The sequence below is a fragment of the Hydrogenovibrio halophilus DSM 15072 genome (genome assembly GCF_000384235.1).
In the GTDB taxonomy this organism is placed as follows: Bacteria; Pseudomonadota; Gammaproteobacteria; order Thiomicrospirales; family Thiomicrospiraceae; genus Hydrogenovibrio; species Hydrogenovibrio halophilus.
The window spans coordinates 640,422-654,998 of the sequence record NZ_KB913033.1 but is presented as its reverse complement, the minus strand read 5'-3'; the positions used below and the strand labels follow the sequence as shown (position 1 = coordinate 654,998).

General features: G+C 55.8%; 14 protein-coding genes. 9 read left to right on the top strand and 5 right to left on the bottom strand.

Annotation, left to right across the window (positions count from 1 at the left end):
* The first annotated feature begins 1 nt into the window (after position 1).
* The 6 genes from A377_RS0103105 (at position 2) to A377_RS0103080 (ending at position 8,649) form a co-directional block, all read left to right on the top strand.
* Positions 2-1,327, top strand: a complete 1,326-nt coding sequence (locus A377_RS0103105; RefSeq protein ID WP_019894699.1) for a phenylacetate--CoA ligase family protein — start codon at positions 2-4, stop codon at positions 1,325-1,327.
* The gene (locus tag A377_RS0103100) at positions 1,327-3,045 is read left to right on the top strand and encodes a GNAT family N-acetyltransferase (RefSeq protein ID WP_019894698.1); all 1,719 of its coding nucleotides are present in this window, start codon (positions 1,327-1,329) and stop codon (positions 3,043-3,045) included. Before A377_RS0103105 ends, A377_RS0103100 begins: the two co-directional genes overlap by 1 nt.
* On the top strand, positions 3,046-5,025 hold the full coding sequence (locus A377_RS0103095) for a PP2C family protein-serine/threonine phosphatase (RefSeq protein WP_019894696.1): 1,980 nt from the start codon (positions 3,046-3,048) through the stop codon (positions 5,023-5,025).
* Complete coding sequence (locus tag A377_RS0103090) at positions 5,012-5,446, top strand: ATP-binding protein (protein ID WP_019894695.1); 435 nt, start codon at positions 5,012-5,014, stop codon at positions 5,444-5,446. The genes A377_RS0103095 and A377_RS0103090 overlap by 14 nt, the downstream gene beginning before the upstream one ends.
* 45 nt (positions 5,447-5,491) lie before the next feature.
* Positions 5,492-5,824: an STAS domain-containing protein gene (locus tag A377_RS11715; RefSeq protein WP_019894694.1), complete on the top strand. Its 333-nt coding sequence runs from the start codon at positions 5,492-5,494 to the stop codon at positions 5,822-5,824.
* 197 nt (positions 5,825-6,021) lie between these two features.
* Positions 6,022-8,649: a transporter substrate-binding domain-containing diguanylate cyclase gene (locus tag A377_RS0103080; RefSeq protein WP_169338005.1), complete on the top strand. Its 2,628-nt coding sequence runs from the start codon at positions 6,022-6,024 to the stop codon at positions 8,647-8,649.
* A gap of 98 nt (positions 8,650-8,747) precedes the next feature.
* Here the strand turns inward: A377_RS0103080 and rpmG are convergent, their stop codons facing one another.
* From rpmG to radC, 4 genes are all read right to left on the bottom strand, one after another.
* Positions 8,748-8,900, bottom strand: a complete 153-nt coding sequence (gene rpmG, locus A377_RS0103075) for a 50S ribosomal protein L33 (protein ID WP_019894692.1) — start codon at positions 8,898-8,900, stop codon at positions 8,748-8,750.
* Positions 8,901-8,911: 11 nt separating this feature from the next.
* Positions 8,912-9,148, bottom strand: coding sequence for a 50S ribosomal protein L28 (gene rpmB / locus A377_RS12935; protein ID WP_083919083.1), 237 nt, complete (start codon positions 9,146-9,148; stop codon positions 8,912-8,914).
* Between the two features lie 239 nt (positions 9,149-9,387).
* Positions 9,388-10,137, bottom strand: a complete 750-nt coding sequence (locus A377_RS11710; RefSeq protein WP_019894691.1) for a lipoprotein intramolecular transacylase Lit — start codon at positions 10,135-10,137, stop codon at positions 9,388-9,390.
* Positions 10,134-10,811: a RadC family protein gene (gene radC / locus A377_RS0103060; protein WP_019894690.1), complete on the bottom strand. Its 678-nt coding sequence runs from the start codon at positions 10,809-10,811 to the stop codon at positions 10,134-10,136. Before radC ends, A377_RS11710 begins: the two co-directional genes overlap by 4 nt.
* A 62-nt stretch (positions 10,812-10,873) precedes the next feature.
* Between radC and A377_RS0103055 the strand changes: the two genes are divergently transcribed.
* A complete protein-coding gene (locus A377_RS0103055; RefSeq protein WP_019894689.1) occupies positions 10,874-11,269 on the top strand; it encodes an acyl-CoA thioesterase in 396 nt (131 codons plus the stop codon).
* The gene (gene coaBC / locus A377_RS0103050) at positions 11,266-12,522 is read left to right on the top strand and encodes a bifunctional phosphopantothenoylcysteine decarboxylase/phosphopantothenate--cysteine ligase CoaBC (protein ID WP_019894688.1); all 1,257 of its coding nucleotides are present in this window, start codon (positions 11,266-11,268) and stop codon (positions 12,520-12,522) included. The genes A377_RS0103055 and coaBC overlap by 4 nt, the downstream gene beginning before the upstream one ends.
* A 141-nt stretch (positions 12,523-12,663) precedes the next feature.
* Here the strand turns inward: coaBC and A377_RS0103045 are convergent, their stop codons facing one another.
* A complete protein-coding gene (locus A377_RS0103045) occupies positions 12,664-13,497 on the bottom strand; it encodes a pirin family protein (RefSeq protein WP_028485218.1) in 834 nt (277 codons plus the stop codon).
* Between the two features lie 128 nt (positions 13,498-13,625).
* On the opposite strand from A377_RS0103045, the gene A377_RS0103040 reads away from it, so the two are divergent.
* The gene (locus A377_RS0103040) at positions 13,626-14,531 is read left to right on the top strand and encodes a LysR family transcriptional regulator (RefSeq protein WP_019894686.1); all 906 of its coding nucleotides are present in this window, start codon (positions 13,626-13,628) and stop codon (positions 14,529-14,531) included.
* The last annotated feature ends 46 nt before the right edge of the window (positions 14,532-14,577 follow it).

The window sequence follows — 14,577 nt, the reverse complement described above, 5'->3', positions numbered from 1 at the left end:
TATGTCTGAAACACAACACAACTCGCAGCAAACGACAGAGCTTGCCCCTTTTTCAGATCGCCTGTTAGCGCATTTGCGCTTTGTGCGTCAGCATTCGCAGTATTATCGCGAATTGTGGCAGGACGCTTGGCCGGATGCCAGTCAGCCGATTGCGCTGGCCGATTTGCCGGTGGTGGATTCCAAAGCCTTTTGGGAAGCGAATCTGTTTGAACACAATCGCGTACTGACTGCAGACCTGGCGGAAACGGTGGTGTTTAAAAGTGGCGGCACCACGGGCAATCCAAAATACTCGTATTTTTCGTATGATGATTGGCAAGCCTTCTGCCAAGTCTTTGGCGACGGCTTAAAGCGTGCCGGAATGCGCAAGGATGAGCGGGTGGCAAACCTGTTTTACGGTGGTCAGTTGTACGCCTCCTTTATGTTCATCGCCCGCAGCATGGAAGAAGCGGGGGTCGGGGTGCAGTTTCCGGTGTCCGGCCTGGCCAGCGAAGAAGAAATCTTTAATACGATTGAATTTTTCAAGATTGAAACCCTGGCAGTGGTGCCGACGACCATGATGAAATTGCTGCCTGCATTCGCCAAGATGCCGCCGGAAAAACGCATTATCAAACGAGTGATTTATGGGGGCGAACCCATGCAGCCCGACCAGGTTGCGGCGGTGCAGGCGGTGCTGCCTGGGTGCCGAGTCGAATCCATTGGCGTGGCCGGTGTGGATTACGGTGAGTTGGGCTTTGTCGATCAAAGCTGCGAGCGCGGGGTGCATCGTTTGTATGATGGTCATACTCAGGTGGAATTGCTCGATGATGATTTGCAGCCCATCGAAGCCACTGGTCAAGCCGGTTTTCTGTATATGACCAACTTAAATCGCCGTTTGATGCCGGTGGTGCGTTACCCGGTCGGTGATCGTGCGGAATGGTTGGATGAACCCGGCACACCGGCGCGGCGTTTCCGTTTGTTGGGGCGCAGTCAGGAAGTGGCGCGCATCGGGCCGGTGAGTGTGTACATCGAAGACATCCAGAAAATTCTGGATGAGGCGGCTTTACCGCAACAGGTGATCAATTTTCAGGTGGTGGTGGATCATGCTGACCGAAAAGATGGCGGCTGTTTGCGCTTGGCCGTGGCCGAACCCGAGGGGATGACACACGAACAGGGTTTACAAGTGCGGGATGAGTTTTACCGGCAACGTACACTCTACCCGAGTTTGGTGGGGCAAAACCTGTTGCGCCCGCTGGAGGTGGAATGGATCGGTCTGGAGGCCATGCACACCAACCCCCGTACCGGCAAATTGCTGCGGGTGGTGGATCGCCGTGCGGAGTCGAATGCCTGATGCCTGAAAATGCATTGTTGCCATCTAAGCAGGCCTGGTTAAAACTGGAATTGCCCGCCTGCTTGGACAGTTTGCTCACCATTCAGGCGACCTTGACCGAATTTGCCGGACGCCAAGCTTTTCCGGTGCAACAGCAGTTTAAGCTGGAGTTGGCACTGGAAGAGCTGGTGACCACGGTTTTACGGTTTTCGTTGGACGAAACGGACGCCGATTCGCAGGTGTTTCGCTTGGACGTTCGGCTGGAAGACGGCTTTTTGAAAGTCCGGCTCAATAGCCGTGGCCTGCCGTTTAACTGGTCGATGATTCCCGAATATGACCCGCGACAGGCGCACCAGTCCGATTTGCTGAACACGCCGCTGGATGAGGGCTTGTCAGCGTTTTTGCTCAAACAAGTGGTGGATCAGTATCAGTTATCGAATTTGGGCAAGGAGGGGGTGTCGATTGAACTGGCTTGGCGTCTGGCCGGTGGACATATTGCCACCCTGGAAGGCGCTTTGGAAACGGACAATGCCGACAATGAGAATGTCACCGACAGCGAAACACAGGCGTCCGGCGTATCCGACGAACCCTTGTCGCCTGTGCGGCGGCTGTATGCCGGTGAGGAAATCCAGGTGTCGCGGCTGGTGTACCGCAGTTATGGCTACACCTATGTCGATGACACCCTTTATTATCCCGATGGCATTCGCAAGGCGATTGCCTCGGAGACACTGGACAGTTGGGTGGTGGCTGGCGAGACCTCGGGCGAGCTGGTGGGGCACATTGCCTTGATGCGCGCCAAACCGGACGACCCGTTGGTGGAGTGGGGCATGGCGGTGGTCAGTCCGCGTCTTCGCGGACGCGGTTTAATGAAAACCATGGTGCGTCATCTAATGCAAGCGTTGAGCAAATCGAACGCTCAGGTCGCGTTTGCCCATGCGGTGGCCATTCATCCCTATACCCAAAAAACGGCGTTGGAATTCGGTTTTCAGCCGACCGCCTTACAGCTGGGCTTTGCCCCAGCGATTAAATTCAAGCAGTTGGACGAGTCGGCACAGCATCGTGAAAGCACCTATATTTCGATGCGTTTTTTTCAAACGGTTCGCGAAAAGCGCGTGTATCTTCCCGCTTGGCACCAGGCCTGGTTGAAAACCTTAATGGCAGGGTTTCATGACTTGCAGGTGGATGACATTCAAGTGGTGGGTTCTGATGAGGCGTTGGCCGATGACCCGAATGCGGTGCAGGAAATATCGCAGTTAGCGGCGCAACGCCGACTGGCACACCAGAGCGTCTTGTCGGCGGGCGCGCCTGAAAATCACCAGGCCTGGTCAAACTCGCAATTGTCATCGCATTTGAATGCGGCCTTGAATATTGCGCAGATTGAATTGCAGCAGGCGGGAGCCGATCTGGTGGCATTGCTCAGTCGTGAGTTGTATCGACTCAGTTCCGAAAAGGTGGATGTGATTTATCTGCAAATCAATCTGGCCGATCCTCAAGCGCCGAGAAACATTGCGGTGGCGGAAACCTTGGGCTTTTTCGTGTCCGGCTGGATGCCAATGTCGCCCTGGCCAATGACCTTGTCCCTGCAGTATTTAAACCACGTTGAGATTCCTCCGCACAGCGTGACGGCGGCGAGCGACGCCTTTGAAACGCTTAAAAATCGGGTGTTTGCAGAACAGGCCTTGATTGAACAACTGATGCTGTCGCAATACGGATCTTCAACAGCAGGAGTGGGTCACTGAATGCATTATCGTAATCGAGTGCTTTTGTTTGTGACGGCCGTGGTGCTGGTGTCTGTACTGTCAGTGTCTCTGGTTGTGGGGTGGCAGGCACGCAGCAGTGTGCTTGATGAGGCCAGAAAGGACGGAGAGTTGATCGCGCAACTGCTTTCCCGCAGTGCGGCAGCGGCCGATGAAATCCCCCAGAAAGTGGAAGCGATACTGGGCGATCAAATGTTGGCTCAAGCCCAGATTGTTGCGCAATGGATGGCAACGGCTGAAACAGCACAATTGGGGAAGGATGTGATTAACGCCGAGCTGAAAACCCTGACCGAGCGGAGCGTGATTGATGAGATATGGGTCACAGACAGCTTCGGCGAGGCGGTTTATAATTCGGTAGGCATAGAAGGGTTTGTGTTTGATCCAAACCCTGAGAAACAGCCTCAGGCCCATGCCTTCTGGCCGCTGCTGACCAATGATGTGGCTCAAGTGGTGCAAAGAGCTCAGCCCAGAGAATTGGATCAGAAACTGTTTAAATACGTGGGGGTTACAGGGGTGGATCAACCACGCATCGTGGAGGTCGGCCTCAATGCCGATTTTCTGCACGCTCTGAAAAAACAGGTCGGGTTGGAATACATGGTGCAGAAGCTGGTCGGGCAGGGCAAGCTCAATGCCATCTGGGTTTTGTCCCCCAATATGAAAACCCTGGCGTCAGGCAGCATCAAAGGCGCAAAAGAAGAAATGGCGCTGGACTCGGAGACGCTGGACTGGCTGGAAACCATTTATCAAAGCAAAACAACACGGACGCGAATGCAAGATCATGTGCTGGTGGTTGGTGCCCCTCTGGTCAATCCTGTTTCCGGATTGCAGGGGGTGACCTTGCTTCATTTGCCGGTAGAGCGATTGGAGCAGGCACAGGTTGCGCTGATTCACAGCGTAATACGGGTGACGCTGGTTGTGCTTGTGGCGGCCCTGTTGCTGGCCGCATTTATGTCCCGGCGCGTCACACGGCCGCTGGCAGTGATCAATGAAGCCCTATCCTGGGTTGCCAAAGGGCGCTATGATCTCGTTGATATGAAGGGGCTGGCCGAACGAAACGACGAATTTGGCCGCCTGTCGCAGGTATTTGAAGAGATGGCGGCAACCGTCGGCGAGCGTGAGGCGGACCTGGATAGAAAAGTGCAGGAGCGAACCCGGTTGCTGCAACAGAAAAACCAGGCATTAGTATCCCTGAACGACCGCATGACGCAGGAACTGGATGTGGCCCGTACTTTTCAGAAAGCGATATTGCCCACAAGCTTTCCGGATATTGAAGGGCGGCTGGCGTTTTCGGCGGCCATGGAACCGGCCAGAGAAATGGGCGGGGATTTTTACGATGTGTTTCTGATCGACGACAATCGTGTGGTGCTTGTGATGGCCGATGTCTCCGATAAGGGAGTGCCTTCGGCTTTCTTCATGGCCATTTGCCGTACCGAAATCCAGAATGCGGCATTTGAACTGGGTGCAGAGGCCACTCCCGGAGACATTCTGCATCGCGTCAACCAGCGGTTGCTGCAGGAAAACCCGCTTGAGTTGTTTGTAACCGTTTTTCTGGGTGTGCTGGCGGTTGATAGCGGCCACTTGGCTTACGCCAGTGCCGGGCACAATCCGCCGCTCCTGCTGCAGGCCGATGACACTGGTCGCTGGCTGGATCAGGCTCGGGGTACGGTGCTGGGGATGCTTGAAGGCCTTGAGTGGGAATGCCATTCATTGAACCTGTCGCAGGGGGATCGTCTGGTGTTGTACACGGATGGCATCACAGAAGCCTTTGACGCCAGTCAGGAGCCATTTGGCGAAGGTCGGCTGATGGATCTGAGTCAGTCTCTCAGGCAGGTGGCACCGGATAAGATGGCGCTGACAGTGCTTCAGTCTGTCAGTGGTTTTATCAAAGGGGCGCCGGTGTCGGATGATCGTACGTTGCTGTGTTTGGCTTATATCGGGAACAGATCAGATGGCCATGGTTGAGCAATACTTTCCCTGGCAGCTTGAGGCTTTGCCGGATGTGATTGGGTTTGTTGCTCAGAGATGTCAGGAGAGTGGTTGCAGCGAGCGTGCCCGGCAGCAGCTGGAACTGGCAATCGATGAACTGTTTACCAACAGTGTTATGCACAATCGCAACGGCGTGGATCATCCCGGTTCGCCAGCGTCGTTTCGGATTCGGAGCGGATTGGAAGATGGGTGTATCTGGTTTGAATTGCGTGATCCGGGCGAGGCTTTTGACCCCACAGCACAGCCGCCGGTACCGACAGAAGAGGGGCTTTCTGAGCGGACCATTGGTGGGTTGGGATTGCATTTTGTACGAAAAAGCGTGACCAAATGGCGTTGGCGTTATCAGAATGGATGCAATCTTCTGACCTTGTGGAAAGCCCTGACAGATTCGGATTGAAACTGACAGGATTGGCAATGTTTGCAATATACAAAAGGAAAACCAATGAGCGAGTCAGAAATTGAAAACGACGCGGCAAACCCTGAAGGCAATGGGCAGAAATCCTCTGTTTTTGCACTGAGTGGTCGCCTGGATGCCGTGAGTGTGCCGCAATGGGAATCAGAGGTTTTGGCTTTGGCTGATCAATCGGACGTGGTTCTGGATTTGGGAGAGGTGGCTTATATGTCCAGCGCAGGGTTGCGCATGATTCTGCGACTGGCCAAGCGTCTGGACGAGCGCAGGGAATCTTTGCGTTTGGTGAAGGTGCAACCTCCGGTATATCAGGTACTTGAGATGAGTGGGTTTCTGGCCTTTCTGACAGTGGAGCAGGCATCATAAACCCGTTTTAATTAGGGTGATCCCTGCGTGGATTTGGTAAACTTGCCGAGTTGCTTTTTTCTGGAAAATACTATGAATGTGTGGATAGCGCAGAGCCATTGGAACGTTACGTGCCTGGCTCGTTGAAAATATTGATGAATCTGATGCGTTCTTTCATACCCCGATGGTTGCTGGTCACTGGTCTGCTTGTCTCGGTCATGTTGGGATGGATAAAGCCGGGTATGGCGGCTCAGGCACCGCAGGCCGTGGCAGACGAGTCGTCGCTGCAGACGGTGCGTTTGCGTTTGAACTGGCATCACCAGTTTCAGTTTGCCGGCTTCTATGCCGCGCAAATGCAGGGGTTTTACCGGGATCAGGGGTTGAAAGTAGAGATTCAGAATTGGAATCCTCGTCAGACTCCGACGGAGGTATTGCAATCCCAGCAGGCCGATTTGGCGGTGGGCTACAGCACGCTGGTGGCCGACTTTGCCCGAGGCGCCCCCATTCGATTGGTGATGAGCGCTTTTCAGTATTCGCCCATGATTCTGCTCAGTCACGAACCCATTACCGACCTGTCCGAAGCCGGTGGCAAAACGGTGATGCACCAGCAGAACATGCAGGTGATGAATCTGGTGCGCCAGATTCAGAAACTCAGCCCTCAGCCCATCGTCGAGGTCCCCGCCAGTGGGCGTCTGGAAGATTTCATCGAGGGCAAAGTGGATCTGTACGCCGCTTATATGACCAACGAACCCTATCGCCTCAAGCAACTAGGTGTGCCATTCCACGTTCTTGATCCCAAATCCTACGGTTCGCAGAGCTATGGCGACATGGTGGTCACCTCAAGCTATTTTGCCCGCCAGCATTCGGACAGGGTGCAGGCGTTTCGCGATGCCACGGCTCGGGGTTGGCAGTATGCCCTGGACAACCCCGAGCTGGTTGTGGATTACATTATGGCGCATTATGATGTGATCAAATCCCGGGACGCGCTGCTTTCGGAAGCCAAACTGACCCGCCAGTATGTGCAGAGTGGCAATACCCCGATTGGCGATGTGGATGTGGCCAAGGTCAAGGCCACGGCCGCCAGCGCCAGAGATGCCGGGTTGATCACCGAAGCCACTTATCGCAGTGTTGAGTGGAAAGCGTTTATGTTCCAGCCCAGCAGCCTGACCCTGACCCCTCAGGAGCAGGCGTTTCTGATGCATAACCCGGTGATCCGGATTGGCAATGACATTAACTGGGAGCCGTTTGAATTCGTTGATGAGGCCGGACGCTATCAGGGCATTGCGGCGGAGTATCTGGCATTGTTCGAAGATCGGCTGGGCGTGAAATTCGAGCCGGTCAAGGACCAGGCCTGGTCAGAAGTGGTGTCCATGGCCAAAAGCGGCGAAGTGGACATGTATTCCTGCGCCGTAGGGTCGCCGGAACGTCAGAAATACATGCGTTTTACCCAGCCTTATCTGTCGTTTCCAATGGTGCTGGTGGGGCTCAAAGACATGTCCTATATTCAGGACTACAACCAGCTGAATCACGAAACCGTGGCCGTGGTAGAAGGCTACTGGTCGGAAGAAGCCATGCAAAAGCATTTTCCCGACATCCGTGTTCTGAAAGTGGGCTCGGTCAAAGAAGGCATTGAAGCCGTGATTGATGGTCGGGCCCGCGCCTATTCCGGCAATCTGGGGGCCGTCAATTATGCGATCAATCAGCACGGTCTGACCGGGGTGCATGTGATCGGCCAGTCGGAGCAGCGTTTTGAACTGGCCATGGGGGTGCGTCGTGACAGCCCGATTCTGTTCAGCATCATTCAGAAAACCCTGCATTCGATCACCGAGCAGGAGCGTCAGGAAATCTTCAATCGCTGGATTCGGCTGGAAGTGGTCAATCAACTCGACAGCAGGCAGCTGTGGAAGCTGGCCGGAGCCGTGGCGCTGCTGGCCTTGTTCCTGATCGCTCTGGCGGTGGTGTATCGTTATCAGAAAAAGCGTCAGCAGGCCTACATCGATCAGATTCACGAACTGACGTATGCCACCCTGATTGACCTGGAAACCATGCGCGTGATCAAAGCCAGCGACAGTTTTTTGCGCCTGACCGGTTACAGTCGTGACGATTTGGCCGACATGAATTATCTCGACCTGTCGACCGATCAGATTGACAGCCGTCGTCAGGACAAGATTCTGGCCTTGTTGCTGGAGGGCAAGCGCTGGCGTGGCGAAGTTCAGGGTCGGAAAAAAAGTGGGCAGTTGTATTGGGTGGAACTGACGTTCTCGCCGGTGCGCGACTGGAAAGGCGAGGTCCGGCAGGTTTGGGCCACCCGGGTCGACATCACCGACCGTAAAAAGGTGGAGCGACTCTCGATTGAAGACGAGCTGACCGGTGTGTATAACCGTCGTTTTTTCAATCAGCAGTTTCCCAAAGAGCTCAGACGCCATCAGCGTGAGAAAAGCTCGTTGTGTGCGGCCATGCTGGACCTGGATTACTTCAAACAGATCAACGACTATTTTGGCCATCAGCATGGTGATCAGGTGCTGGTGCAGGTAGCGGACCTGTTGAAAATACGTTTTTCTCGCAGTGGCGATTACATTTTCCGGATGGGTGGCGAAGAGTTTATGGTGGTGACCACCATGCCGACCGCAGAGGTGTTTTATGAGCATTGCGATAATCTGCGTCGCGCGGTCTCGGATTGCGCCATTGCCAACCCGGAAGCGCCACAGGGCATTCTGACCCTGTCCGTCGGGGCCGTGTTCTGTGACCCGGAGGAAGCGTTCGAAGCCGATGAAATTTATCACCGTGTGGACGAGCAGCTGTATCTGGCGAAAGATCAGGGGCGCAATCGGGTTCGCATGGCCTGAGCTGCGGCAACGCCTGGTATCGGGCAGAAGCGAAAAAGACAGACATAAAAAAACCCGGCCGAGGCCGGGTTTTTGCTGCAAAAAAGCCAATCTGCAATTTACTTGATTTTGGCTTCCTTGAAGATCACATGCTTGCGGAGAAACGGATCGTATTTTTTGATCTCGAATTTTCCGGGCATATTGCGCTTGTTTTTATCCGTGGTATAAAAATAGGCGCTCTCAGTCGATTTCAGTTTGATCTTATCGCGCATGATGGCTCTCCTTAAACCTTCTCACCACGTGCACGCATCTCTGCCAGCACTGACTCGATGCCGTTTTTGTCGATGATGCGCATACCAGCAGTGGTCAGACGCAGTTTGACGAAACGGCTTTCGTTCTCTACCCAGAAACGGTGTGTTTGCAGGTTTGGCAGAAAACGACGACGAGTTTTACGATGAGAGTGGGAAACATTGTTACCGACGGCAGGTCGTTTACCTGTGACTTGGCATACTTTCGACATTTCTCTAGTCCTCTCAAACACCCTGTTTACCTGCCTGGGCAGTGCAAACGGGCCATTAAAAATATTCGAATATTTCTAGATTTCCACAGACCGGTCAATGACTTGACCCAGTGATGAAAAATAAGAAGCGGAATTATGGAGGAAAAACCGGACAAAAGCAAGCGTTGCCTGTGGATTTCTTTGCGGAAGCCGCGTAAGCCGCTTCAAACATTCCCAAAGCCTCTTTTAAACCCTCTTTTTTAAACCATATAGGGCGGGTGCTTGTCGACCAGTTGATTTTCCAGCGCTTTCATCGCGTGGGCGGTCATGGCAAAGGCCACCAGTGTCAGGCCCAGCCAGGTCGCGCCAATCCAGGCAAACAGGTCCGGTGCCTGCATCAGGGTGGTCATCAGCGATTCCTCGTAATAGAAAAACCATTGGTGCGATGCCGGAAACAGCGCTTCGTGCAGGCCGTAAAAGGCCGCTTCAAACCCGACGGTCAGCCACGCCAGTCCACCGACCACGCCCAACCCCAGCAAAAGCCACCAGGCCTGCCCGGGCGGTGGGGTCCAGCGCTGCCACAACAGCATGGCGGTCAGCAATGCCCAGGCCAGCAGCCCCCACCACCAGAGTTCGGTCCCGCGCTCCACCACCGTCGCCACCGCTTTGAGATGCTCGATTTCGGCCGGACGCAACAGCGGCACGGTCTGCTCCGGGGTCTGATAGGTCAGCTGGGTCAATCCCTCGCCCCGTTGGTGAAGGGCAGCGACGATGCCGGCAAACAGCTGATAACGGGTGTCGGCTGAGGTGTGAGCGAAATCCGGCTTGAAATGGTTGTCGGGAGCGTGGCGCTCAATCGTGTCGGCAATGCCGGCATGGTCGTGCCACACCGGGTACAAAAAATGCGCCTGGGCCAGCGCCCACCAAACGACCCCAACGGCCACAAACAGACTGAGCAACAGCCAGAGACTGCCTAGAATGAAGCGTACGGTTTGAATCAATTGGTTCATAATTGGCCTGCCTGTGCCATGGAATGCCAGCGACCGCGGTCGCCGATGATGATGTGATCCAGACAGCGTACCTCAATGGTCGCCAGCGCCGTTTTCAGGCGTTGGGTCAGTTGGTGGTCGCTGTCGCTGGGAGCCGGATCGCCGGAAGGATGATTGTGGGACAGAATCACGGCTGCGGCCTGATGGTCGAGCACGCTTTGGATCACTTCGCGCGGATGCACGGCGGCCTGATTGAGGGTGCCGGTAAACAGGGCGTCAAAGGTGATCAATCGATGTTGCTGATCGAGCAGCAATACGGCGAAGGTTTCGCGGGGTTGATGGGTCAGGTGGTGTTGCAGATAATGGGCGGCGGTCTCCGGCTCTGTCAGGGCCTTGCCTTTTTGCAGACCGGATTGAAAATGGCGGCGCGACATTTCCAGCACCGCCTGCAGCTGCACGTATTTGGCTTGCCCCAGCCCTCTGCCCTGACAGAAGTCGTCATAAGAGGCAGCAAGCAGGGACGAAAGGCTCTGGAACTGGTCCAGCAGGGTCTGCGCCAACTCCACCGCGCTTTGACCGGTGACGCCGGTGCGCAGAAAAATCGCCAGCAATTCGGCGTCGCTCAGTTGGTCTGCGCCGAATTTCAGCAGTTTTTCTCTGGGGCGGTCGTTTTCATGCCAGTGACAAATGGCCATGCCGGGTTCCGGTTTGTTTTGCTAGAATACACGTATCGTATAGCAAGTTTGGGAAAGTGACAATGTTTCAAGTATCGATGCAGGTACGTGATTATGAGTGCGATCTGCAAGGCGTAGTCAATAACGCCGTTTATCAGAATTATCTGGAGCATGCGCGTCATGCGTTTTTGCATGAGCAGGGCATTGATTTTGCCGCGCTGGCAACCGAAGGCGTGCATCTGATGTTGATTCGTGCCGAACTGGATTACAAAGCACCGCTCAAGCCCAATGACCGGTTTGAGGTCACTGTGCGCATGGTGGCGGAAGGGCGGACAAAAGCGGTGTTTGAGCAGCAGATTGTGCGCGACGACGGCAAGTTGATGGTGGACGCGCGCACCATCGGCGTCAATACCCGCAACGGGCGACCGGCCCGTCTGCCAGAATCCTTGACCGCAGCGTTTGACGAGGCAAAATCATGAACATTCTGTTGGGCGTGACCGGTGGCATTGCCGCCTACAAGGCGCTGAATCTGGTGCGTCTGTACCGCAAGGCCGGGCACGAGGTGCAAGTGGTGATGACCGACTCGGCGCAGGCCTTTGTGGCCCCGCTCAGTTTTCAGGCGTTGTCCGGCCACCCGGTGCGGACCGAATTGTTCGATCCGGAACAGGAAGCCGGGATGGACCACATTGCGTTGGCCAGATGGGCCGATGTGCTGGTGATTGCTCCGGCGACCGCCAATGTGCTGGCCAAACTGTCTGCCGGATTGGCCGACGATCTGCTGACCACACTGGTGCTGGCCTGTGATCGCCCGCTGGTGGTGGCACCGGCCATGAACCGGGTCATGTGGCAGCAGCCGGTCACCCAGCAGAATCTGCAAGCCTTGCAAGCACGAGGCATTACCGTGGTGCCGCCGGGCGAAGGCGAGCAGGCTTGTGGCGAAACCGGTGAAGGGCGGCTGGCGGAAGAAACCGCGATTGTGACCGCAACCGAATCCGTCCAATCCGCCCTGTCTGGTTCATCCAAACCCAAAAATGACCAGGCCTGGTTAAAAACCCAGGCCTTTTTGCAAGGCAAGCAGGTGTTGATCACCGTCGGACCCACGCAGGAACCGATTGATCCGGTGCGCTTTCTGGGCAATCGCAGTTCCGGGCGCATGGGCTTTGCGCTGGCGCAGGCCGCGTCCGAGGCCGGTGCGAACGTCACCCTGATCGCCGGGCCGGTGGCATTGCCCACGCCCGCAGGCGTCAGGCGTGTCGATGTGGCCACCGCCCAGCAGATGTTTGATGCCGTACAGGCCGAGTTTGCACAGACGGATGTGTTGATCGGAGCCGCCGCCGTGGCCGATTATCGGGTGGCCGAACCGGCCGAGCAGAAACTGAAAAAATCCCCGGACGCCGATGAACTGACCCTCAAACTGATCAAAAATCCTGACATAATCGGCTGGGCCGGAGAGCAGAAAGCCCAGAACGGCGGTAAAGGCCCGATCCTGGTCGGCTTCGCCGCCGAAACCGAAAATCTGGAAGCCCACGCCCGAACCAAACTCCAAACCAAGCAGCTCGACATGATCTGCGCCAACCAAGTCGGCGACAAACTAGGCTTCGATCAGCCGGACAACGCCCTGACCTTAATCACAGCAGAACACACTCGCCACCTAACCCGATCAGACAAAGCGGATCAGGCCCGTCAACTGTTGCAAGTACTGCTGGAATGGCAAGCCGATCTGAAGTTTTGATTTCCGCTTAGAGGTTTATATTGCGTGCATCAAATCTCTTGTCATGCCGACCGAAGCGGAGGCATCTCTTAAGGGCATAACGGTGATTGAAAGACCCTTCGACTTCGCTCAGGGTGACAGGACTTTTTTTAAGCGTTGGGGCTAAAATCGCCCCTCTCGGTAGTCGGCAAAGGCCTGTTCCAGTTCTTCTTGCGTATTCATCACAAACGGGCCGCGTCGGGCGACGGGTTCGTTGAGTGGTTGGCCGCCGATCAGCAGAAACCGTGCGCCCTGTTCGCCCGCCTGAATTTCTCCGTTGCCTTTTATCTGTCCCACTTCGCCGGTTGAAAGGGCGAATGGTGCGGTCAGGTCGCCTTCAATCATGATCAGCAGGGTGGTTCGTTCCGGTTGATCCAAAAATGACCAGGCCTGGTGTGCGGGCAGGGTGATGTCGGCAAACAGAACATCTGTGGCCGCCCGTTGGATTGGCCCTTGATAACGTTGTTCGCCATCGAGAAGTTCGCCTGCCACCAGGCGGAAACGGCGTTGCTGCGCATCCGTCCATTCGGTCAGGTCAATGGGTTTCAGGTCGCGGTAGTCGGCTGGCTGATGTTTGTCTTTGGCGGGCAGGTTCAACCAGAGCTGATAGCCGTGCAGGCGACCCTGCGTCTGTTCCGGCATTTCCGAATGCACAATCCCAGCTCCGGCGGTCATCCATTGTGCACCGCCGGATTCGATCACGCCTTCGTTGCCCTGATTGTCGGCGTGGCGCATCCGGCCTTCGATCAGGTAGGTGACGGTTTCAAAGCCCCGATGCGGGTGCGGTGGAAAACCGGCGAGATAATCCTGGGGCTCGTCGGTGGCAAAACGGTCCAGCATCAGAAACGGGTCGGCGTCCGGCCAATCGGGCGTGCCCAGCAGGCGGGTCAGTTTGACGCCCGCGCCATCTGTGGCGGCCTGTCCCTGTGTCTTTTGCGTCAATGCGAGCGAAGTCATGGATTTTTCTCCTTGCACCATGGAATGTTTGATAATCTTAGCTCAGGCAGGCACACAGACCAATGCCTGCATGGGCAATACTCTGTTGTGGTTTTTGGAACAGGCCGAAAGGCCGTCGGGAGTCGGTTTTGGCGCAGTTGGAACAGATTGAGGTGTTTATCCGGGTGGTGGAAGCCGGTGGCATTGGCAAGGCGGCGGAGCAGCTGGATGTGGCCAAGTCCGCGGTCAGCCGCCGTCTGGCCGATCTGGAAAGCCAGTTGGGGGTGAAACTGCTGCACCGCAACACCCGCCAGTCGCGCCTGACCGAAGAAGGTCAGCGTGTTTACGACAAGGCGCTGGCGGTCAGAGAGGCGGTAAACGCTTTGCAAGAAGCCGCCAGCCCGGATCAGGCCGAGCTGACGGGCACCCTGCGTGTTTCCCTGCCTTTGTCGTTCGGGCTGGCGCATCTGACCCAGCCGTTGCAGACCTTTGCCGAACGTTGGCCACAACTGAAACTGTCGATGGATTTTTCCGACCGTCAGGTGGGATTGATCGAAGAGGGGTTTGATCTGGCCTTGCGCATCGGCGAGCTGGAGGCGTCCAACCTTCAGGCCAGAAAACTGGCCCCGATTCGCCTGCTGATGGTCGCCAGCCCCGATTATCTGGCGCATTACGGCGCGCTTGACAGCACAGACGATTTCGATGCGCATCCGGTGCTGCGCTACGAAGGCGAAACCCACCAGGCCTGGACGCTCCAAGCCCCGAACGGCGAGTGGGTGACGGTGCAGCAACCGGTTCGGATGATGGCCAATAACGGCCAGTTTCTGATGGAAATGGCCTGCGCTGGGCTGGGTCTGACGGTGGCCCCGGAATTCATTGTCAGAGAGGCGCTGGAGGGCGGAAAGCTGGAAAGGGTGTTGCCGGACCACCGTTTTCCGGAGCTGGCTCTGTATGCGGTATACCCGCAAAACCGTTATCTGTCGGCCAAGGCGCGGGCGTTCATCGATTTTCTGGTGGACTGGTTTGAGCAGGCCGCTGCTGGGGCGGATTCATGATTATTGCATCATGTGGGCCTGCCGAAAAAAAGATAATCGTTTGCAT